The 21,429-nt window shown below is 54.1% G+C and carries 19 protein-coding genes; 15 read left to right on the top strand and 4 right to left on the bottom strand.

Features of this window, described 5'->3' with window-relative positions:
- The first annotated feature begins 131 nt into the window (after positions 1-131).
- Both M3223_RS03130 and thiI read left to right on the top strand, forming a co-directional pair.
- Positions 132-1,322, top strand: coding sequence for a cysteine desulfurase family protein (locus M3223_RS03130; protein WP_251558839.1), 1,191 nt, complete (start codon positions 132-134; stop codon positions 1,320-1,322).
- Entirely contained in the window at positions 1,319-2,557 is a 1,239-nt protein-coding gene (thiI, locus tag M3223_RS03125) for a tRNA uracil 4-sulfurtransferase ThiI (RefSeq protein WP_251558837.1), read from the top strand. Before M3223_RS03130 ends, thiI begins: the two co-directional genes overlap by 4 nt.
- A gap of 98 nt (positions 2,558-2,655) precedes the next feature.
- Here the strand turns inward: thiI and M3223_RS03120 are convergent, their stop codons facing one another.
- Positions 2,656-3,348, bottom strand: a complete 693-nt coding sequence (locus M3223_RS03120; protein WP_251558835.1) for a TerC family protein — start codon at positions 3,346-3,348, stop codon at positions 2,656-2,658.
- A gap of 159 nt (positions 3,349-3,507) precedes the next feature.
- Here M3223_RS03120 and M3223_RS03115 point away from each other — a divergent pair, with 159 nt between their 5' ends.
- The 5 genes from M3223_RS03115 to M3223_RS03095 all read left to right on the top strand — a co-directional run bounded on the left by M3223_RS03115 (position 3,508) and on the right by M3223_RS03095 (position 8,385).
- Positions 3,508-4,194, top strand: coding sequence for a TerC family protein (locus M3223_RS03115; protein WP_251558832.1), 687 nt, complete (start codon positions 3,508-3,510; stop codon positions 4,192-4,194).
- A gap of 212 nt (positions 4,195-4,406) precedes the next feature.
- Positions 4,407-4,889 (top strand): hypothetical protein, encoded by a 483-nt coding sequence (locus tag M3223_RS03110; protein ID WP_251558829.1) that lies wholly within the window; start codon positions 4,407-4,409, stop codon positions 4,887-4,889.
- A 64-nt stretch (positions 4,890-4,953) separates the two neighbouring features.
- Complete coding sequence (gene typA, locus M3223_RS03105) at positions 4,954-6,795, top strand: translational GTPase TypA (protein ID WP_251558828.1); 1,842 nt, start codon at positions 4,954-4,956, stop codon at positions 6,793-6,795.
- Between the two features lie 133 nt (positions 6,796-6,928).
- On the top strand, positions 6,929-7,228 hold the full coding sequence (locus tag M3223_RS03100) for a YlaH-like family protein (RefSeq protein WP_251558827.1): 300 nt from the start codon (positions 6,929-6,931) through the stop codon (positions 7,226-7,228).
- Positions 7,229-7,302: 74 nt separating this feature from the next.
- On the top strand, positions 7,303-8,385 hold the full coding sequence (locus M3223_RS03095) for an LCP family protein (protein WP_251558825.1): 1,083 nt from the start codon (positions 7,303-7,305) through the stop codon (positions 8,383-8,385).
- A 299-nt stretch (positions 8,386-8,684) separates the two neighbouring features.
- Here the strand turns inward: M3223_RS03095 and M3223_RS03090 are convergent, their stop codons facing one another.
- Positions 8,685-9,104 carry a YhcN/YlaJ family sporulation lipoprotein gene (locus M3223_RS03090; protein ID WP_251558823.1) on the bottom strand — a complete coding sequence of 140 codons (420 nt, stop codon included), beginning with the start codon at positions 9,102-9,104 and terminating at the stop codon, positions 8,685-8,687.
- A gap of 118 nt (positions 9,105-9,222) precedes the next feature.
- Between M3223_RS03090 and M3223_RS03085 the strand changes: the two genes are divergently transcribed.
- On the top strand, positions 9,223-10,554 hold the full coding sequence (locus M3223_RS03085; protein WP_251558819.1) for a PhoH family protein: 1,332 nt from the start codon (positions 9,223-9,225) through the stop codon (positions 10,552-10,554).
- A gap of 193 nt (positions 10,555-10,747) precedes the next feature.
- Positions 10,748-11,965 (top strand): extracellular solute-binding protein, encoded by a 1,218-nt coding sequence (locus M3223_RS03080; RefSeq protein WP_251558816.1) that lies wholly within the window; start codon positions 10,748-10,750, stop codon positions 11,963-11,965.
- A 279-nt stretch (positions 11,966-12,244) separates the two neighbouring features.
- On the opposite strand, the gene M3223_RS03075 is transcribed toward M3223_RS03080, so the two are convergent.
- Positions 12,245-13,375 (bottom strand): coiled-coil domain-containing protein, encoded by a 1,131-nt coding sequence (locus tag M3223_RS03075; protein WP_251558814.1) that lies wholly within the window; start codon positions 13,373-13,375, stop codon positions 12,245-12,247.
- 138 nt (positions 13,376-13,513) lie between these two features.
- The gene (locus M3223_RS03070) at positions 13,514-13,750 is read right to left on the bottom strand and encodes a DUF2626 family protein (RefSeq protein ID WP_251558812.1); all 237 of its coding nucleotides are present in this window, start codon (positions 13,748-13,750) and stop codon (positions 13,514-13,516) included.
- Between the two features lie 324 nt (positions 13,751-14,074).
- Here M3223_RS03070 and M3223_RS03065 point away from each other — a divergent pair, with 324 nt between their 5' ends.
- From M3223_RS03065 to M3223_RS03040, 6 genes are all read left to right on the top strand, one after another.
- Complete coding sequence (locus M3223_RS03065; RefSeq protein WP_251558811.1) at positions 14,075-14,719, top strand: RsfA family transcriptional regulator; 645 nt, start codon at positions 14,075-14,077, stop codon at positions 14,717-14,719.
- Between the two features lie 110 nt (positions 14,720-14,829).
- Entirely contained in the window at positions 14,830-15,822 is a 993-nt protein-coding gene (locus M3223_RS03060) for a ketopantoate reductase family protein (protein WP_251558809.1), read from the top strand.
- A 17-nt stretch (positions 15,823-15,839) separates the two neighbouring features.
- Complete coding sequence (locus tag M3223_RS03055; RefSeq protein ID WP_251558807.1) at positions 15,840-16,232, top strand: DUF3397 domain-containing protein; 393 nt, start codon at positions 15,840-15,842, stop codon at positions 16,230-16,232.
- A gap of 120 nt (positions 16,233-16,352) precedes the next feature.
- Entirely contained in the window at positions 16,353-18,032 is a 1,680-nt protein-coding gene (gene bshC, locus M3223_RS03050) for a bacillithiol biosynthesis cysteine-adding enzyme BshC (RefSeq protein ID WP_353057662.1), read from the top strand.
- An 87-nt stretch (positions 18,033-18,119) separates the two neighbouring features.
- The gene (locus tag M3223_RS03045) at positions 18,120-19,385 is read left to right on the top strand and encodes an adenosylhomocysteinase (RefSeq protein ID WP_251558806.1); all 1,266 of its coding nucleotides are present in this window, start codon (positions 18,120-18,122) and stop codon (positions 19,383-19,385) included.
- Between the two features lie 288 nt (positions 19,386-19,673).
- Positions 19,674-21,425: a sensor histidine kinase gene (locus tag M3223_RS03040; protein ID WP_251558803.1), complete on the top strand. Its 1,752-nt coding sequence runs from the start codon at positions 19,674-19,676 to the stop codon at positions 21,423-21,425.
- Positions 21,426-21,429: the final 4 nt, after the last annotated feature.

Below are 21,429 nucleotides of genomic sequence, written 5' to 3'. Positions count from 1 at the left end.
AATAGGATATTCTTATGGCTTGGCTTATGGCTGAGAGCCGTAAGCGCGCAGGAAAGGACCGCAGCCGGCTGCCGCCCCGTTCAGGGAGGCAGCCGCCGGTCCTTTTGTCATGCTGGAATGAGAGGATTGGAATGATGACTCAGGAAGAAACGCTGCTGTATTTTGACCATTGCGCCTCAACGCCGCCGCATCCCGAGGTCGTTCGTACGCTTGCCGAAGTGATGGAGCGCCACTATGCGAATCCGTCCTCCATGCACCGGGCCGGTCTGGATGCAGGAAGATTGTTAACTGGCGCAAGGGAACGAATGGGGGCAATGTTCGAGACGAAGCCGGAGGAGTGGGTGTTCACATCCGGGGGGACGGAGAGCAATGGGCTCGCCATCAAGGGGGCTGCCTACGCAGCGAAACATAGAGGACGGCATATCATCACGTCGGCGACTGAGCATTCCTCGGTCAGAGAGGCTTTTGCCCGATTGGAGGAGGAAGGCTTTCAGGCTACCTACCTGCCGGTCGATAACTGCGGGCGGATCTCCATCCGGCACTTGGAAGAAGCAATCCGTCCCGATACGATTTTGGTTAGCCTCATGCATGTCAATAATGAGGTCGGAACGATTCAGCCGATTGCGGAAGCAGGGCGGCTGCTCGCTCAGCATCCCGGCATCTGTTTTCATGTAGATGGAGTTCAAAGCATGGGGAAGCTGCCTGTGAAGCTGCGCGAATGGGGAGTCGATCTGTTCAGCGGTTCCGCGCATAAGCTGCGCGGTCCGAAGGGCACCGGCTTTTTGTATGTTCGAAGCGGAACACGGCTGGTGCCCCTGCTGGCCGGCGGAGGGCAGGAGAGCGGCATTCGCGGAGGCACGCCAAACGTGCCCGGCATTGTGGCTTCTGTCAAAGCGCTGCGGATTGCGCTTGAGTCCAGGGAGATGCGTGAAGTGCGCATGCGAGCGATCAGAACAAGGCTAATGTCGCGGCTGCAAAAGCTGCCTGAACTGGTCGTCAACGGGGATGCTGATCCTCAGAGCGGCATCCAAGCGGCGCATATTTTGCATCTTTCTTATCCCGGCATGAAACCTGAAGTTATCGTACATGCGCTGGAGGAGCACGGAATGCTGGTGTCGACGAAGTCCGCTTGCTCCTCAAAGGACGATCGGCCAAGTGACGTGCTGCTGGCGATGGGGTACGCCGTGCCTCGCGCAGCGGGGGGCATTAGAGTGAGCTTCGGAGACGAGCATGACGAATCAGCCGCCGATCGGCTTGCTGACGCACTAGAAGCAGTTGTACGGCGCTTAAAGCCGCTTGAGAGGAGTTACACAGGTCAATGAAGGTTGATTATATTACGGTTCGCTACGGCGAGCTGACGCTAAAAGGGCGTAACAGAGGGCGCTTTGAGGCGCAGATGTTCCGCCAGATCAAAAACAGCCTGCGGCATCTGGATGGGCTGGAATTCGAAAAAACGTACGCGCGCGCTTATATCAAGCTGAATGGCGCGGATTATGATCAGGCGGCAGAAAGTTTACGGCGCGTATTCGGCATTCATTCGTTCAGTCCGGTTATCCGCGCTGACAACGATCTGGACGCGATCCGGGCAGCGGCGTTATCCCTGTGGGAGTCGCTGGAGACAAAGCCGGCTACATTTAAAGTAACGACAAAACGGGGCTGGAAAGGTTTTACCTACGATACGCTTGAGCTAAATCACTTAGTCGGTTCTCATATTCTGCGCGCAGCCCCGGAGCTGAAAGTTGATGTGCGTAATCCGGAAATGACGCTGCATGTCGATATTCAACCGGAAGGCGCTTATATTTATAACCGCAACGAGCCGGGAGCCGGCGGATTTCCGCATGGTTCCAACGGCAAAGCGATGCTGCTGCTGTCCGGCGGCATTGACAGCCCTGTGGCGGGCTGGTCGGCCCTGCGCAAAGGGTTGGAGCTGGAGCTGATTCATTATCACAGCTACCCGTTTACAAGCGAGCAGGCAACGGACAAAGTCATTGAGCTTGCCCGTCAGCTTTCTCTCTATTCGGGCAAGCCGCTGAAGCTGCATCTCGTGCCGTTCACCGATGTGCAGACCCGCTTTACGCAGACGGGCCAGGAGCATCTGACCATTACGCTGATGCGGAGATCGATGCTTCGCATTGCAGGGCTGCTGGCGGAGCGCAGTGGCGCAGGCGCAATTGTATCCGGCGACAGCCTTGGCCAGGTTGCAAGCCAGACGCTTGGAAGCATGAACGTGATCGGGCGGACGCTCGATATTCCTCTGCTTCGGCCGCTTATTATGATGGACAAACAGGAAATTATCGACCGCGCCGTCAAAATCGGCACGTATACAACCTCAATTTTGCCGTTTGAGGACTGCTGCACGCTGTTTGTCCCTAAATCCCCAAGCACCAATCCTAACCTTAATGTGGTGGAGCGGACGGAAAACGGCATTCCAGAGCTGGACGAGCTCATTGTAAAAGCTGCCGACGGCGTTGAGACGGTCATGCTCGACTGGGGCAAAGTATTCCGCAGAAAAGAAAAAACGGTGCTTCGCGAGGCTGAAGAGCGGGATTGGTTCTAACCCGGGCTCATTGCTTGCGTCTAATAGGTCAAAAAAGGACCTTGTCCTCCACGTTGTCGTGGAAGACGAGGTCCTTTTTGTGCATATTAAAGTATCGATTAATGGGATTCCCGTTCGCGGTGTTTCTGCTCCATTTTGTTCTTGTGCATCGTTCTTTGCAGAATGCCTGCACCGATAACGAGAACAATGAGAAGGATTTCAAACAGCCATCCCGGCATGCCGCCGGTTCCGAACAAATGCTCGATCTTTTTCTCGCCGACAATCATTTTGCCTGCGGTGAAAGCAAGCACGCCTGCGCCGATGTAAAGAATCCAAGGGAATTTCTCGATCAGCTTGATGAACAGCGTGCTGCCCCAAACGACAATTGGAATACTGATGATCAGACCGATAATGACGAGCCAGATATTGCCGTGGGAAGCACCGGCAACGGCAAGCACATTATCAATGCCCATAGCTGCATCAGCGATGACAATTGTCCAAATCGCCGATCCCAGTGTGCTGCCGGCCTTAATGTTATCGTGACTGTTGTCTTCCTGCACAAGCAGTTTGTAAGCAATCCAGACAAGCAGCAAGCCGCCGGCAAGGTGAAGCCAAGGTACGTCCAGCAAGTACACGACCAGCAAGGTGGCGACCATCCGAATCGCAATTGCGCCGAACGTCCCCCAAATTACCGCCTTTCTCTGCTGTTCCTTAGGCAAATTGCGCGCGGCAAGCGCGATGACGATCGCGTTGTCGCCCGCCAGCATAAGGTCGATGAAAATAATGGTTAACAGCGGGCCAATCCACTCCATCCTAGCTCCTCCTCCATCTTCTAAACCAGTTCTGTCATATTCTCCACTTACCCGTATACGGATGAGCCTGACAAAAGATTCGTTTTTTTTGTAACATAATTTGGCGGGCTTGTACATACCCCTTAACGAAGCGGTTCATGCGAAAGGGGAGCCTGTCGATTGGACAATCTGTTGATTTTTCTGCAAATTGTAATGATAAATGTGCTGCTCAGCGGCGACAATGCGCTTGTCATTGCGATGGCCAGCCAAAACCTGCCTCCTAAACAGCGCAAGCGGGCCATAGCCTGGGGAACATTTGCCGCAATCGGCCTGAGATGCGTGCTCACGCTTGCCGCGATATCGTTGCTGCAGCTGCCTTACCTGCAGGCAAGCGGCTCTCTTTTGCTGCTTGTGATCGCCGTGCAATTACTGCTTGACGCCGAGCGCCCGGGGGCGGAGAAGCCGCTGTCGCGCGGCGCCGGAACACGAGCCAAAGCTACGCTGGCGGGAGCGGTTGGCACGATTGTCGCCGCCGATTTTATCATGAGCTTGGACAATGTGCTCGCCGTAGCTGCTGTTGCGGGCGGAGAGCCGGTATTGATGCTGCTTGGCATCGCCCTTAGCATACCCATGATTTTGTGGGGCAGTCATATGCTCGGACGAGTTCTTACCCGCTTTCCGTCGCTCATATATGCCGGCTCCGGCTTGCTTGGATACGCGGCGGGAGAGATGCTCGTATCGGACGTCGCCGTGCAGCCATGGCTGCATCGGGCGCCGCTGCTGCATGACGCGCTGCCCTTGCTGCTGGTGCCGCTTGTCATCGTCACGGGAATTTTGCTGAGCCGGGCTCGAAAGAACGCTCATTGAACCAATGAAAGCGGATTGGGGGACATTTTGGGAAGCATAAAATTTTTTCAAGGAATACTGGGACCTGCCGCTAAGCGGAGGTCTTAATTTTTTTGTTAACAAGGTTTATCACTGGCATTTTCAGTCCGCTTCCTTTAGAATAAGAAAGATCATCTGACTGGTCGTCATCTGCTTGTCCGCAGGCAGTCGTCTATGGGAAACGGGGGATAGGATTGATACGCAATCAATATTCCGCCGGGATCGTCATTTTGCTTGCAGGAATCGCCATTTTGCTGGGTCGCATGGGTGTTTTCAGCTTTATCGGCTCCGTGTTTTGGCCGCTTTTCATTCTCGTGCCGGGCATACTGCTGCATGTGCTGTATTTCGGCCGGCTTCTCCCTGCGGCAGCGCTGGTTCCGGGCGGTATTTTGTCCGTATATGCACTGGTTTTCCTGTTCTGCAATTGGTTTGGCTGGGGCTATATGAAATACCTATGGCCGTTTTTCATCTTCGGCCTTGCCGTTGGACTTTACGAGTACTACACGTTTGATTCCACGCATCCGCGCAGCGCGCTGACCGTTGCCGCCGTTTTGGCCGGCATTTGGGCGCTCTGCATGATTTTTGTGCTGCTGTGGAGCTGGGGCATCTATCTGATTGCTATTGCGCTTGTAGCGCTGGGCGGTTGGATGATGGTCAGCAAAAAAGCCCGCTGGTAGCGGGGGGTTGCAATTGGTTTTGGAATTACGCTTGATCCTATACAAATGGAGTGGATAAGAAGTTATGCAAGCAAGAGAGAACATTCGTAATATCGCCATTATCGCGCACGTTGACCACGGCAAAACAACGCTGGTCGACAAGCTGCTGCAGCAGTCCGGAACGTTCCGCGACAACGAAGTTGTGCATGAGAGAGCAATGGACTCCAACGATCTGGAGCGGGAGCGCGGCATTACGATCTTGGCGAAAAACACCGCGATCAACTACAAGAACTACCTCATTAATATCGTAGATACTCCAGGACACGCCGACTTCGGCGGCGAAGTGGAGCGCATCATGAAAATGGTAGACGGCGTTCTTCTTGTCGTAGACGCATTCGAAGGCTGCATGCCGCAAACGAAGTTCGTTCTGCGCAAGGCGCTGGAGCATAATCTGACGCCAATCGTCGTTTTGAACAAAATCGACCGTCCGAACGCGAATCCGGAAGGTGTCGTAGACGAGGTGCTGGATCTGTTCATCGAGCTTGGCGCGAACGATCAGCAGCTTGAATTCCCGGTTGTTTACGCATCTGCGCTTATGGGCACGTCCAGCCGCAATGTGGAAAAACAAGACGAGAACATGGAAGCACTTTACGAAACGATCGTGGAGCGTATTCCTTATCCGACCGAAACCGTCGACGAGCCGCTGCAATTTCTCGTTACGCTGCTTGATTACAACGAATATATGGGCCGCATCGCAATCGGCCGCGTTAACCGCGGCGTAATCCGCCAAGGCCAGCCGGTTGCCGTTATGACCCGCGAAGGCGCAATTAAGCAGGCTCGCATCGAGAAGCTGTTTGGCTTCCAAGGCCTGAAGCGTATTGAGATCGAAGAGGCCGCTGCGGGCGACATCGTCGCTATCGCCGGCATCAAGGACATCAATATCGGTGAAACGATTGCCGATCCGGCCAAGCCGGAGGCGCTGCCCGTCCTCGAAATCGACGAGCCTACGCTGCAAATGACGTTCCTCGTCAACAACAGCCCGTTTGCGGGCCGCGAAGGCAAATGGGTAACGTCCCGCAAGCTGCGCGAGCGCCTGTACAAAGAGCTGGAAACGGACGTAGCGCTGCGCGTTGAAGATACGGACAGCCCGGATGTGTTCATCGTATCCGGACGCGGCGAGCTTCACCTCGGCATTCTGATCGAGAATATGCGCCGTGAAGGCTATGAGCTGCAAGTATCCAAACCGGAAGTAATCATTAAGGAAATCGACGGCCAGAAGAGCGAGCCGTACGAGCGCCTGCTGATTGACGTGCCGGAGGAGAGCATGGGCGCAGTTATGGAAAGCCTCGGAACGCGCAAAGCCGAAATGGTTAACATGATCAACAACGGCACCGGCCAAGTCCGTCTGGAGTTCATCATTCCGGCACGCGGCCTGATCGGCTATCGGACCCAGTTCCTGACGCTGACGCGCGGATACGGCATCATGAACCATGCCTTTGACAGCTACGGCCCGATTGCCGGAGCTGGCGTAGGCGGCCGCCATCAAGGCGTGCTTGTAGCAACGGAGAACGGCGTATCCACCTTCTACGGCATGATGGGCGTTGAAGACCGCGGCATTCTGTTCCTGGAGCCGGGAACCGAGATTTACGAGGGCATGATCGTCGGCGAGCATAACCGCGATCAGGACATCGTGGTCAACATCTGTAAAGAGAAACAGCTGACCAACATCCGTTCCGCAACAAAGGACGACACCGTCCGCTTGAAAACTCCGCGCAGCTATTCGCTGGAGGCGGCTCTGGAATACCTCAACGACGACGAATATTGCGAAATTACGCCAAAATCGATTCGTATGCGTAAAAAGCTGCTCAATAAGAGTGAGCGCGAGCGTGCGGAGAAGCAGCGTAAAACAGCGCAAGCCGGTGTTTAATAACATCGTTTTATATTAAGATTTCATAGCGGCGGTTTGGCGCGGCCTCCGGCCGACAGCCAAATCCGCCGCTTGCTCGTTTTAGCTATATCGGACTGCGCAATTAGCTCACATTTAGAGGAGGAGAATAGGGATGCAGGATTGGCTCAGCAACCATCCGCTCGTATCGTACATCCTGATTCTGGCCAGCGTTATTTACATTTTCAACAAAGTATTCCGGCCTGGGCAGCGGCTGCCGCTGCTGAAAGAGGTTATGGTGTATATCGTCATGGCGGTTGGCTCGGTCGTACTGCTTGTGCTGCAGATTGACAAGCTGCCGATAATACAGTGTATGGCGGTTGCCATTGCAATGATGCTTATGCTGCGCATTCGTCAGTTTAATGACAGACGCATGGCTAAACGGCAGCAGCAGGGGGATGCCACCGAGAGCTAATTTTAACGGCTGCAAGCTGCTGTTAGACGGGTGACCCGCGGTCCGAAATAAGGCTATGGATTTGAGGAGAAAGCATGAACAGAGGAAACGATTATCCGCCTCGCGGAAACCGTAGCGATCGTATGCGTTCTGGAGACAATAACGCAAGAGGAGTTCAGCCAAAGGGCAAAAAGAGAAAGGCCAAACCGGTCTATTGGTTCCGGCGCGCGATGACGCTGCTCGTTCTCGTCATTGTAGCCGGGGTTGGTTTTGGCGCTTATTTGCTCTATGACGCCAATAAAGCGCTCGGCGAGATGAGCAGCGGAGAGCCTGGCGTCCCATCCTCCCAATCGGTTCGCAACAAGCCGACCGCAATGCTGCTTATGGGGCTCGATACCCGGGAAAGCGGCGGAATGCTGAACACGGACGTAATTATGGCTGCCGCCTTCAATCCGCGTACGAAGAGCGCAGTAGTCGTTTCCATCCCGCGGGATGCAAGAGTGCCGGTTGAGGGATACAAACAGCGCAAGGTGAACGGCTATTACGCCGCTTTTATCCGCAACGCCAAATCCAAGGATAGCAATATGAGCAAGGAAGAAGCGGAGCGGCAGGGCAAGCTTGGCATGAAGGAAGCAATTGGTAGTTATTTGGATATTCCGATTGATTATGCAGCGACGATTAACTTCAGCGGCTTCGCGGATGTTGTAGACGCGCTAGGCGGCGTTGAGGTTAACGTTGATATGGATATGAAATACCAAGATCATGCCGGACAGCCTGGCGGCACGGACATAAATCTCACCAAAGGAGTTCAGACGCTCTTTGGTGAGGATGCGCTTGGCTTTGTCCGCTACCGGAAATCAAATGACGGCAAAAATATGAGCAGCGATTTTGAGCGCAACGAACGTCAGAAGGCTGTCCTGCAGGCTATGACGGACAAGCTGACCTCGGTTCAAGGAGTTCTCCGGCTTGGCAAAGTATTCGGCGCGGTCGGAAATAATATGAAAACCGATATGCCGGAATCCGAACTTCGCTCCATGCTGATGGCTTATTTTGGTATCGGAGCCAGTGATATTGAATTTATTCCGCTGACGGGGGACTGGCGCAGCCCGTACGTATATGTGGACGATGCAGCGCTGGAAAAAGCGAAACAAGCTTTACAAGCCAAACTGGACGAATGACCGTAGTGGGTCTGGCATACGTATGTTATACTACAGCTACGAAGCCGACTTCATGAATGGATTCTGACTCCCGGGAGGTAGAGCGGATGAGAGGGCATGGTTGGATTGACTTCGCCAATTGCATTTTCGCGTATGTTAAGCCTTCCGCTGCTGCGGAGTTCTGCTCTGGCACCGGCCTGTCCAAGCGAGCTTGGCAAGGCGCGTTTGTATCTAGCTCTGTTTATTGTGATGTTGACGTTATAGAAGCCTGGCGACCATAGGTCGTCAGGCTTCTTGTGCGCTTGCCGGGCATCCGTTCATCACATCCTGCGGACAATGCTTTTTTTCATCTCATCCAGCTGACGGATAAAGCTTGTGCTGGAATCCACGACAGCGTATAAATGCTGGAAGTGTTTTTGCAGCTCAAGCATGACGGCTTTTTCAACGTCGCTGGGGCGGCTGGAATCAAGCTTTTCGCTCAGCTCAATGGCAATCAACGCCGCATCGCCGCTCACAACGGCGCGAGCTTGCTTGACTCCTTTTACTCGGGATGCAAGCTCTTCCATTTGCTTCACCGACTCGGACGGATTCTGAGGAAGAACGGCTTCGTACTTGGCTGCTTTAGCTTGAATACGTTCACTTTTAGCAGGGGAAGGTGAAGGCTCTCGAACTGCGTCCATACCGCAGCCTGTCGTACAGTAACAAAGCAGCCATACCGCTGCTAGAAGTCGTTTTTTCATTGCGGGACATTGTCCTTTCCATCGCTCTCTGGATTGTACAACCGTCGTAGTTTGTCCCTGTTCCGGAAGGGTTAGTTTGGGATATCCGGAATTATCCGGCGCCAGGAGGGGTAACTTCATGACCAAAATCTTCGTATTGGATACGAATGTGCTGCTTCATGATCCGCATGCGATTTTCGCCTTTACCGACAACGAGGTCATAATCCCTGCTGTTGTTCTGGAGGAAATCGACTCCAAAAAGAGGCTTGCCGACGAGCTCGGCCGCAACGCCCGGCATATATCCCGTCTGTTAGACGGAATGAGGGAAAACGGCCGTCTGCACGAAGGTATACCGACACCCGGCGGCGGTGTGCTCCGCGTGGAGCTGAACCACCGAAGTTTTGTCCGCGTTCAAGAAATGTTCGGGGAAATGTCCAACGATAACCGCATCTTGGCCGTCGCCCTGAATTATCATATCGAAGAAGCAGAGAAGGGCTCCCTTCGCGACGTAGTGCTCGTCAGCAAAGATGTGCTCGTACGAATCAAGGCCGATGTGCTTGGTTTGCAAGCGGAGGATTACCTGTCGGATCGAGTTGTCGAGCCTTCCGATGTTTACACCGGAACGGCGACGCTGTTTGTGCATCCGTCTATAATTGATGAATTTTACTCCTACCGTTTTCTCAACGTCAAAAGCCTGCAGATGTCGTCCCGTCTGCATCCAAACGAATTCATTATTTTGCGCGACGAGTTAGGAACTTCCAAAAGCGCCCTGCTAAAGGTGAGCCAGGACGGCTCGCGGTTAGAGCCTCTTTACTTGAGCAATGATCCCGTATGGGGCATTACAGCCCGCAACGCTCAACAGAGAATGGCGCTGGAGCTTCTGCTGAACGACGATATCCCGCTCGTGACGCTGACAGGGAAGGCCGGCACCGGTAAAACGCTGCTCGCGCTGGCGGCAGGGCTGCTTAAAACGGAGGATGAGCATAAATACAAAAAACTGCTGATTGCACGTCCGGTTGTGCCGATGGGCAAGGATATCGGATATTTGCCGGGCGAAAAGGACGAAAAGCTGCGGCCTTGGATGCAGCCGATCTATGATAACCTGGAGTATTTGTTCGATACGAAAAAATCCGGGGATATTGATAAAATCCTAATGGGCTTGGGCAGCATTCAAGTTGAAGCGCTCACGTATATACGCGGCCGTTCTATTCCAGGCCAGTTCATCATTATTGACGAGGCGCAGAATTTGAGCCGTCATGAGGTCAAAACGATCGTCTCTCGCGTCGGGGAAGGGAGCAAAATCGTCCTGATGGGCGACCCTGAACAGATCGATCATCCGTATTTGGACTCCATGAGCAACGGACTTTCGCATATCGTGGAGAGCTTCAAACAAGAGGGGCTAAGCGGCCATATTAACCTGGAAAAGGGAGAACGCTCCAGGCTGGCGCAGCTCGCAGCGGATTTGCTGTAAGCCTTTAAGCACAGTTAGGCCGAAGGCTTCATGACAAATGAAGCTTTCGGCCTGTTTTTCATCACTTCCATACTGCAAATGAATCGCTTTTTCGCTATTTGGACAAGACAAGCCACGATATTTTTGTTAGGATAAAAGAATATAGAAGGGGAGGACACTCAAGGAGGGAGCAATCCTGGGTCGCAAAAAATGGTTGATTCTTCCTGGAGCGGTTGTTGTCTGGGCGCTTCTGCTGCTTATACAGGAAGGGCCGGCACCTACGGCTTTTTTGCCTCAAGCGGCTGAGAATAGTCCCGATGGATCGGCGCAAGCGACTGACACGGAGCAGGACAAGCTGCCAGCCCATTTATATGTAAGCGTTAACGCGGATGAAGCCTATGTGGAACTGATCCAACGTCTAAGCGACGAGTGGATGAACAAACATCCGAACTGGCGGGTTACGATAAATGGTCCTGAAAACGATCGGCAAGATATTAAGCTTGTTCCGAACGATGAAGTCATTTCTCTGGCCTCGGCTGGAAAGCTGCTGCCAGTGGACGGGTTCGTCTCTCCGTCAGGCGGTGAGATGTCCCCGGGAGACTCCGGGCATGATCCCTTTGCTTACGAATTGAGGTGGCGGAGCTACTGGTGGGGAGTTCCGGCTGGAGAAGACCCGCTGGTGCTGCTGTGGAGCAAGCAGCTTCTACAGCAATCCGGGTTAAAACATCCGCCCGCCAACTGGCAGGAGTTGACTCACTTCAAAAATCTCCATCCCAATCTGGCTGCAGCCTCGGTCAGCAGCAAGGATGGGAGGGGCGCACTGGCATGGCTCGACTATTGGCATGGCGAAGGGGCAGCGATGAAACCGGAGCTGTCTCAGGCTGCGCTGAGCTCCTCGGCACAAGGCGGTGCGGCTATGCTCGCTCCGGCGGCGACTCCCGAAGACGCTGTGAAACAGCTTCAGCAAGGGCGAAGCCTGTCGGCAGTTGTACCGTGGTCGTATTTTCGAAAGCAGCAAGGGCTGGCGGAGCAGGTTGAGACGCAGCTCGCAATTGGCAGCGGCGGAGGAGCATACGCCCGTAACGGTTTCAGCTTTGTCCTTTTCTCGGACACGGAATACACGGCCGCCGCCGCTTCCTGGGTGACGGCAATGACGTCGCAGCAGGCGCAGGAGCAGCTGTTTCTGGAAGGGGGCAGGCTGCCTTCGAACCCGGCCTTGTACACGGCTGCCACGTTAACGAAAGACAGCCGTTATCCGCCGGCTGCTTGGCGCAAACTGATGTTTCAGAACGAATCTGACGCAGAGGGGAAGCGGCTTAACCCGGAGCAGCTTGCGGTCTTCCAATCGCTTTGGCTGGCTTATTGGGCCCCGGGAGGCTCCGGCAGCGCCGATCAGCTTGCTGAGGACTGGGGCCGCTTCTTAAAGGCATGACGGCGGCCTGTTGCGTAACCGGCGAGATTACGCTGGTTACATAAATAAACACCAAAAAGGCGTTCCGATGGAGGGACGCCTTTTTGGTGCGCGATTATAAACGGTGAAACGCGCAGCGGAGCCAAAGGCTCGAGCCCGGAGAAGCGTCAGCGTTCGCCTTTGACGTCGGAATTCTACCTCGATGAGAGGTTGAATTCAAGGAATTCCGAGGTCAACAGCGATCGGAGGGCCGAGCTTTGGCGCAGCGCCTGCTTGTTTCACCCGTCTTTTCATTTTCACTTAAAATGAAAACTTAAATCGAAGCACAAGCGACGACTCCTCGATCGCCACAGAATCGATCCGTAAAAAGGAAACAAACTTGCCAGGATAAAAGCCCAGGTTAAACGACTTCTCCAATTCGTCAACCGTCTCCTGCGGCAGCTTCAAGCCGTTGAAGCTCAGCTCGGTAATGCGGAAGCGGATGCCGTTTTTCGGCTCCTCCACGACCTCGTAACGGCCGGATGCTTCCAGCCGCAGATTGCCTTTGCTGCCCGAAGCGATAACCTCTCCGTTTTCAAAGCGGAAGCTGAATGAGCTTAAGGTGGGGTCCTGCTCCTGAATAAATTGGTTAAGCGCTTTGTCCGGCAGCTTAAGCGTGTAGCCTGACTTATCCAGCTTTAAATAATCCGGGTTATCTTGGAGCCAGTCCGGCAGTTTGTTCATCGCCTTGGCCAGCGCCCGGAAGTAAGTCCTCAGCTTGTCGCGTCCTTCCGATTCCCAAAGCTGCTGCAGCTCTCCAATCTGCCCGCGCAGCTCGTCTGGGTTACTGCTTCCGTCGATTCCGTCTTCAAGCTGCCTTTGCAAAGTTTGCTGGCGCTGACGGCGGGCAAGAAGGGTGCGCTCCAGCTCATCCAGCTCCGATTGCCGCTTCTCCAGCTCGGCATAACCGTTGCGAAGCTTCTGCGCACGGCTGCGGTATTCGTCTATAGCCCGCCTGTCGCTCCGGGCCATCACATCCATGTAATCTAGCGCGCGAAGCAGCTCGGCCAGGCTTTTTACATGCAGCAGAGCGCCTAAAAGCCGCTCTTGCTTGCCCATATAATAATCAGCTAAAGCGTCGCCCGCCTTTTTTTTGCGTGATTGGAGCCGAAGCTCCTCCGCTGCCAGCTGGCTGCGGTTGGAGTCCATCTGCTGCTGAACTACGGCTCGGCGGCTCTGAGTCCGCTGCAGCTCCCGATTGATTTCAACGATAGTCAGGCTTTTCTCCAAAAGCTCCCGGTCCGTATCGTCCGCTCCGGATTGATTCGCCGGCTCAGCCCAAGCCAGCCGGGCATCTGGTCCGAGCAGCAGCCCGGTCCCGTCGACGGATGAGGTCAGCAGGGCAAGGAGAGTTAGCGAGACAAGCAGCCGGGCGTATAAACGTATTTGCATCGGATGTGCAGGCTCCCTCCTCTTGTCCGGTTGTCTTTTACCCTATGCCGCCGCGACCCTTGGAATGCAAACAACCGCCGGGCGAATGCCTGACGGTTGTCGGGTTTGTCCTTATTCGGCGCTCGGAAAAAGCGTCGCTTAGAACGGCAGGTCCATTTTGAAAATGGTCCAGTAACTGAAGCCCAGGAAAGACAAGATCATATACGCCCAGAACATCAGTATGTACGTACGTTCGGTAAAGTTCAGGTAGCCCAAGAAGAAGAAGGCGATAGCCTGGAAGAAAAACAAAAGCGAAAACTCGGTCATATGCCCTGCAAATGCCATGAGGGCGATTACAAGACACCAGAAACCGAGTACGCGGAACATGCGCGCCATGGAAGAAATCCCCCTCTCACTCTGACCAGATGTATGCTAAAGAACATTATAGCGTTTTGGTCAAATACTGTAAACCGCTTTCCCGGTGGAAGCTGTCATAATTTGTCCATGGATTCGCCACAGAATAGCCCGTCCGCTGGATTAAAAATAGGCCGTTCAGGCAGCTTGTCCGTTAACACGGTCATATCCTTTCCCTTTGAAGGCAGTAATATGTATGAGCCAAGCAAATAATGGATATACATTTTAGTATCAATAGATTCTATGAACTCCTGGGAGGGCATAGAGTGAAAGAAAGCGCGTTTACGTTAGGAGGTTGTAGCGAGCATGACAGCAGTCAGGCAAGATGCATGGAGCCCGGACGACGATCTGATTCTCGCCGAGGTGACACTAAGACATATTCGTGAAGGGGGAACCCAGCTCGGAGCGTTCGAGGAAGTAGGCGAACGAATCTCCCGCACCCCCGCGGCTTGCGGCTTCCGTTGGAACAGTTGTGTGCGCAAACGGTATGAAGAAGCCATTCAATTGGCAAAGCAGCAACGGCAGAAACGAAATTATTTGAAAAAACAAACAGCAGTCGCTTCGCATGTATCAGCTGTAGCGGAGCAGGAAACGGATTCGCTCCGCAGCCAGGAGCAGAGCTTTGGGGATGATGCAATCGCCATTGAAGGTGTAATCCGTTATCTCAAGCAATGGAAGTCCACTTACGGCGAGCTTCAGCGTCAAATCAGCCGCTTGGAAAAAGAGCTGCGGCTGCGCGAGGATGAACTGGCCGGGTTAAGAGAGCAAAATGAAAAGCTGTCCCGCGATGCAAATCACGCTCAGCTGGATTATCAGTCCGTGAACGACGATTACAAAATGCTGATTCAGATTATGGATCGCGCCCGCAGACTGACGGTGCTGAATGAGGATGAAGAGCTTCGCCCGCGTTTTAAGATGGATGCAAACGGCAATCTAGAGCGAATTGAGTAATTTTACAGACAGCATGCGGCCCTTAACAAGGACGCATGCTGTTTTTATTTGACCTCGTGCGGAAGCGGGCAGCTTCTGATACAATGCCTGCATACAGGGAGGTGCTGGTCATGAATATTACCGTTATCGGCGGAGGCGCGATCGGCATGCTGTACGGGGCAAGGCTGTCGCTTGGCGGAGCTCCAGTGCGAATGTTAACCCGTACGCGGCAGCAAGCCGAAGAGCTCGCGAGTGGCGGCATAAGGCTGTTGATGGAGGAACAGGAGAAAACCGCTTTTGTCGCAGCGTCCACGCTTGCAGAAGCAGCGCATGCGGATGGGATGGAGCTCCGCAGCGATGAGCCGCACTGGTACATACTAACCGTCAAGCAAACCGCATTGGACGAGCCGCTGCTTGCGCAGTTAAAGCTGCTGCTGAGTCCAGGAGACGGGCTGCTTTGCCTGCAAAACGGCATCGGCCATCTGGAGCGGCTTGCCGCCATTTTGCCGGGAGCCGGACTTTATGCCGGGGTGACGAGCGAAGGCGCGCTGCGGGAAGGCGCTGCCGCTGTTCGGCACACCGGTTCGGGAGAGCTGTTTTACGGACCGGCGCCGCTCTCGCATGTTCAAGAAAAAGTGCTGCGTATCGCCGACCCAGCCGGGAGCGGTCAGCAGGCGCTGCTGGAGCAATGGAAGCAATGCGCGGAGCGTGCAGGAATTCCGGCGCAGCCGTCGAATGAGATGGGTAATCGCATTTACCATAAATTGCTTTTAAATGCAGTCATAAACCCGCTGACGGCTCTATTCGGCATTCGGAACGGCGAGCTTCCCGCCCATCCTAAAGGGAAGCTGCTTATGCAAGCCCTCCATCGCGAAAGCGAAGCGGTGCTTCTGCGGGCCGGCATGCAAACAACTGGGACCGAATGGGATAGGCTGCTCGATGTATGCCGCAAAACTGCGCTTAACACTTCGTCCATGCTGGCGGATCTAAAAGCCGGCCGCAGAACCGAAGTTGGCAGCATTAATGGAGAGGTGGCTCGGTTAGCCAAGCGGCTCGGCATGACCGCTCCTTTAAACGAGGCTGCAGCGGCGATGGTGAATGCGCTTGAACCCTTGAACGGTTAGGGAGGGCGGATGTAGCATTGAACCTGTTGGAGAGCTTAAAAACGTTATATGCGCTGCTGGCGGTTGTGCCGTTTGTTCCATTTGCGCTTGTATACGGAATTAGCCGATGGTTAACCGGCGATTCCAAAAAAGCGTTCCGGCAGGCGATGGATGTGACAACCGTGCTGCTGATTGGATGCGTGGCTGTTCTGTTTAACCGGATTTTTTCGAATTCCTTTGGTTTGTACGGCATATTGCTGCTGATGCTGCTTGGCGGGGGACTGCTTGGCAATATGCAGTACCGCAAACGCGGCAGGATCGAGTCGGGCAAGCTGTTCCGCGCCGTATGGCGGACCGGATTTTTTGTCATGGGTGTCATGTATATCTTGCTGATGACGGCAGGCATTACGCAGCATATGTTCCGGCTGTAAGCGGGACGGGCTGCCGGATGCCTGTTTTTTTTACGGAACTTTTTGCCCATATCTGTTATAATTTTAGTTACGGTTTTGACGGTATATCCGTCATTGTGTACAATCGTAGCGTTAGATGGAATGGATGCGGGGAGGTTGCCGTCTGCACTTATGTTAATGGATAAAATGAAACTGCCTTTTGGCCAGCCTCTAGCTGATGCATACATAGAGCGAAAAGACCCTGAATTGGAAAAGCTATTCGGGTACCATCCCCTAGAGCCGCAGCATTGGCGCGGGCGGCTGGACTATTTGCACGGCTCCGTTGCTTCCCGCGCTGACAGCCAGCAAACGGCGGCGGCGCTGCGCGCTTTTCAGGAGCCGTTCGGCCTCTCAGACGCGTCAGCGCGGAATCTGGAGCTGCTGGCGAATGGCGCGCCCGTTATTGTGGGCGGACAGCAGGCGGTGCTGTGGACGGGGCCGCTTATGATTTTGTATAAAGCGGTCACGATTATTCAGGCCGCGTCCGCCGCCTCCCGCGAGCTTGGCGTGCCGGTCGTGCCGGTATTCTGGATCGCTGGCGAGGATCATGATTGGGATGAGGCAAGCATGGCACAACTGCCGTCGGCCGGCCCCGATCCCGAGCTGAAGACGCTGAGTCTGCGGCGGCCGGCCGGTCCGGCGACGTCGGTAAGCCGTGTCCGGCTGGAGCCGACTGAGCTGCAGCAAGCGCTTGACGGGCTGGAGGCCGCGCTGGCGGATAGCCCGCGCAAGCCGGCGCAGCTGCGCGAGCTGCGCGCCGCGGCTGGCAGCTGCTGCACGCTGACGGAGCTGTTCGCCGCGATGCTGAACGTACTGTTCGGCGAGTCGGGCCTGCTGCTGGCAGACGCTGATGACTCGAGGCTGCGGGCGACTGAAGGGCCGATGTTCCGCCGACTCGTGGAATCGTCGGAGCAGCTGGCGCAAGCTTATGCGGAGTCTACCCGCAAGGTCGGGGAGCTTGGCTACAAAGCGCAGGCCGAAGCCGCTGAAGATGCGGCGAATCTGTTCCTGTTCACAGACGGTCCAAAAGCGGGAGAACGGCTGCTGCTGCAGCGCAGCGGAAGCCGGTTCCGTGACCGCAGAGGGCTTATATCGCTTAGCCGGGAAGAGCTGTTAACACTCGCCGAAGCTAACCCGGAGCGTCTCAGCAACAACGTGCTGACGCGGCCGCTGATGCAGGACTTTCTGTTTCCGGTGCTTTCGACGGTGCTGGGGCCGGGCGAAATCGCCTATTGGGCTCAGACCGGCGCGGCATTTGCAGCTCTCGGCATGCAGATGCCGATTATAACGCCTCGTCTCAGCGCGACGCTGCTGGAACCCCATGCGGATAAGTCGCTGCGGGAATTCTCCCTCTCCTTACAGCAGGTGCTGGGCGGATTGGATGATTTGAAGCGGGAGCTGCTGGATGAACGGGGCGCCGCTGAAATCAGGAGAGTGTTTGAGAAGTCGCTTGACGCGATGAGAGACGTTTACCGGCCGGCTCTGGAGCTTGCAGCCAGCGTTGAACGGGGGCTGGAGGAGCTTGGCCGGACCAACTGGGAGCGGATCGCCCGTGAAGCTTCTTATATGGAAAGTAAAGCGCTGCAATCGCTGGAGGCGCGGGAGCGGATATTGCTGGACCGGATTGCGGCGCTGGAGCTTTCAGCCGCCCCGGGACGCAAGCCGCAGGAACGGGTGCTGGCATCGGTGTATTTCCTTAACCGTTATGGAAGAGACTGGCTGGACGCTCTGCTGAACGAGCCCTATGAACCTTGCTCTGGACATAGAGTCCTCCGGCTGTAAGCCGAGTCCAACAGCGATTGGAGGGCCGGTTTTTGGCGCAGCGGGTATTTTTCCGAACTTCAAACAATAACAGAAAGAGGCAGAACAATGAGCATACACGCAAAAGAAAAAAGTATCGTAGCCGATCTTAGCCTGGCTGCGGAAGGACGTTTGAAAATTGAGTGGGTACAGGCGCATATGCCGGTACTGAACCAGATCCGCGAGCAATTTGAGAAAGAGCAGCCGTTCAAAGGGCTGAAAGTATCCATTTGCCTTCATCTGGAGGCGAAAACGGCTTATTTGGCCAAAGTGGTGCAAGCTGGAGGAGCCGAAGTGACCATTACCGGCAGCAATCCGCTGTCCACTCAAGACGACGTTTGCGCGGCGCTCGTCGAAGACGGAATTACCGTATTCGCGAAGTACAACCCGGATCCAAAAGAGTTCAAGGAGCTGATGGTGCGCGCGCTGGAAAGCAAGCCGGATTTGATCATCGACGACGGCGGCGACTTTGCCACGATCTTGCACTCCGAGCGTCCCGATCTGATGGAGAACCTGCGCGGCGGAGCGGAGGAAACAACAACGGGAATTATCAAGCTGAAGGCGCTGCACAAAGAAGGCACGCTGAAGTTCCCGATGGTTGCCGTTAACGACGCATACTGCAAACATCTGTTCGACAATCGCTACGGAACGGGTCAGTCCGCTTGGGACGGTCTGATCCGCACGACCAACCTTGTCGTATCCGGCAAAACGGTCGTTGTTGTCGGCTACGGCTGGTGCGGCAAAGGCGTGGCGATGCGGGCAAAAGGACTTGGAGCCAACGTAATCGTAACCGAAGTGGATGCAATCAAAGCTGTTGAGGCCTATATGGACGGCTTCCAGGTTATGCCGATGGTTGAGGCAGCCAAGGTAGGCGAAATGTTCGTGACGGTTACAGGCAACAAATACGTCATTAATGGCGAGCATTATGCAGTGATGAAAAATGGCGCGATTTTGGCGAACGCCGGACATTTCGACGTTGAATTCAGCAAGCCGGATCTGGAAGAGCTCACTAAAGAAATCCGTACGGTACGTAAAAATATTCAGGAGTATCGTCTGCATGACGGCCGCAGCATCTACGTGCTGGCGGAAGGCCGCCTTGTTAACTTGGCCGCTGGTGACGGACATCCGGCGGAAATTATGGATATGACGTTTGCCCTGCAGGCGGTTGGCCTCAAGTACGTCAACGATAATTACAAAGAGCTGGGAGCCGGAGTCATCAACGTTCCTTATGAACTGGATGAGGCTGTTGCCCGCACGAAGCTGGAATCGCTTGGCATCGGCATCGATTCGCTGACCGAAGAGCAGAAAGTTTATCTGGACAGCTGGTCTTCGTAAGCTCAAAACGCTACCGATAGGCTTGTTTAGTTAAAAAGACAAGGCGCAGCTGCGTCTTGTCTTTTTTTGCGTTTTTTGCAAATATGGGGCATTACTGCAAATACTGATGATTGAAATAGTAAAATCATTGAAAACATATTAGGAATCGTTGATTCGCTGCATGTTCGAGTCGGAAAACGATCCCATAAACTTAAACTAGTTGATTTGATGTCGAAAAATGTCGGGTTAAAATGGGCAAATCCGTCATTGACGGCCTGCCAGACTATATACGAAGCGGCGGGATGAAGGATGAAGCGATTTTTTACGATTAAAGGTTATATCCCATTCACCTATAAAATGATGATTCCGTACCTAATCCTTGTGCTCATAACAGATGCTGCCATTGGACTCATATCGTATTCCATGCTGGTGAAGTCCCGCACGGAGGTTGCCGAGGCTGGTGTCCGTGCTACGCTGCAGCAGACGAGAAACAATGTGGATTACCGGATGGAGGAGGTCATGCGGATGTCTGACCTGCTGTTCGGGAGTCTCACCTTCCAGCGCGCCTTGTTAACAAAAGGGGACCGGCTCGCTTTGTATTACACCATGATGGACAACATTGTCCCTCAACTGCAGGCTCCGCTGCGGCTTATCGGCAGCCCGACTCGTCTGACGCTTTATACGAGCAATGAAGCGATTGGGGAAGTGCTCGGCGAACCGATGGATAAACCGATCACAAGAAGCAGTTATTTTATTTTACCGTTGAACCGGCTGGAGAAGAGCGAGTGGTTTAAGACGCTTCAGGCAGAAAATAAGGACAATCTGTGGATGCAGATCGAAGGAGATGCCCGTCTCGGCAACCTGTCCCATTTCCGCAAAATGGTCTCCTACGCCGATTATCAAACGGTGATTGGATATATCCAGATCACGATCAACCTGGAAAGCCTGCTGGGTAATCTGATTTTAAATGAGGATGAACAGATGGGCCTGCAGGTGCTGGACACAAACACCGGCAATGTGCTTTATAAACGAGGGGCCGATCTGGCGGGTAACGCAAAGGGCCAAAATCTTAGCCTGCGGGAGCCGATTCCAGGCACGTCCTATGTCATCGAGGTACTCGTTTCGCGCGATTATTTGAGCAAGGACGCCAATCAGCTGCAAACCGTCATTATTTTAATCTGCGCAGCGAGCTTTTTGCTTATGGCGATGATCGGACTGTTGGTCGCGAGCTTTTCCGGCAAAAAAATGAAGCGGATCGTCACGCATGTGCGCTCTTTTCGGCAGGGAGACCTGGAGCAGCGCATCGATTTTACCGGCAACGACGAGTTTGTGCTGATCGCTCAATCGTTCAACAGCATGGCTGCAAGCATACAAGAGCTTATTGGAAACGTATATGAGCAGGGTTTACAGAAAAAACAGGCGGAGCTAGAGGCGCTGCAAGCGCAGATCAATCCCCATTTTTTGTACAATGCCCTCTCTACGATCAGCAGCTTATCTAACCTGGGCGAGCCGCAGAAAGTAACGGAAATGGTTAAGGGGCTGGCCCGCTTTTACAGGCTGACTCTGAATGAAGGCCAAGTTCTAATTCCTATGGAGAAGGAACTGGAGCAGGTTCAAGCCTATCTGGCTATTCAAAAAGTCAAACATGCCGATGCATTTAACGTCTATGTGGAGATGGAGCCGGAGATCGGCGAGTTAAAAATTATTAAGCTGCTTCTGCAGCCTTTTGTGGAAAATGTGTTTAAACATGCATGGTTCGGAGAAACCATCGCAATCCGCATTACGGCAAAACGGGTTGACGGGCGTCTGGAGCTGAAGGTTATTGATAATGGAGTCGGTATGCGCAAGGAAACCGTTAATGAGGTGCTGCGCAGTTCAATTCAATCCAATCATTACGGGCTGAAAAACGTTGAGGACCGTATCAAGCTGAGATACGGGCAGGAATACGGCGTGCAGATCGGCAGCGTGTACGGCGGTGGAACGACCGTGCAAATTCTGCTTCCTCTGCAACCGGAACAGAACTTTAACAACGATGAGTCTAGCTATAGCAATCGCAAGTAAAGGA

Origin of the sequence: Paenibacillus pasadenensis (genome assembly GCF_023715725.1) — a bacterium.
GTDB classification, from domain to species: Bacteria; Bacillota; Bacilli; order Paenibacillales; family Paenibacillaceae; genus Paenibacillus_O; species Paenibacillus_O pasadenensis_A.
Note: the sequence above shows the minus strand (reverse complement) of the source record. Positions and strands in the feature narration are given on the sequence as shown.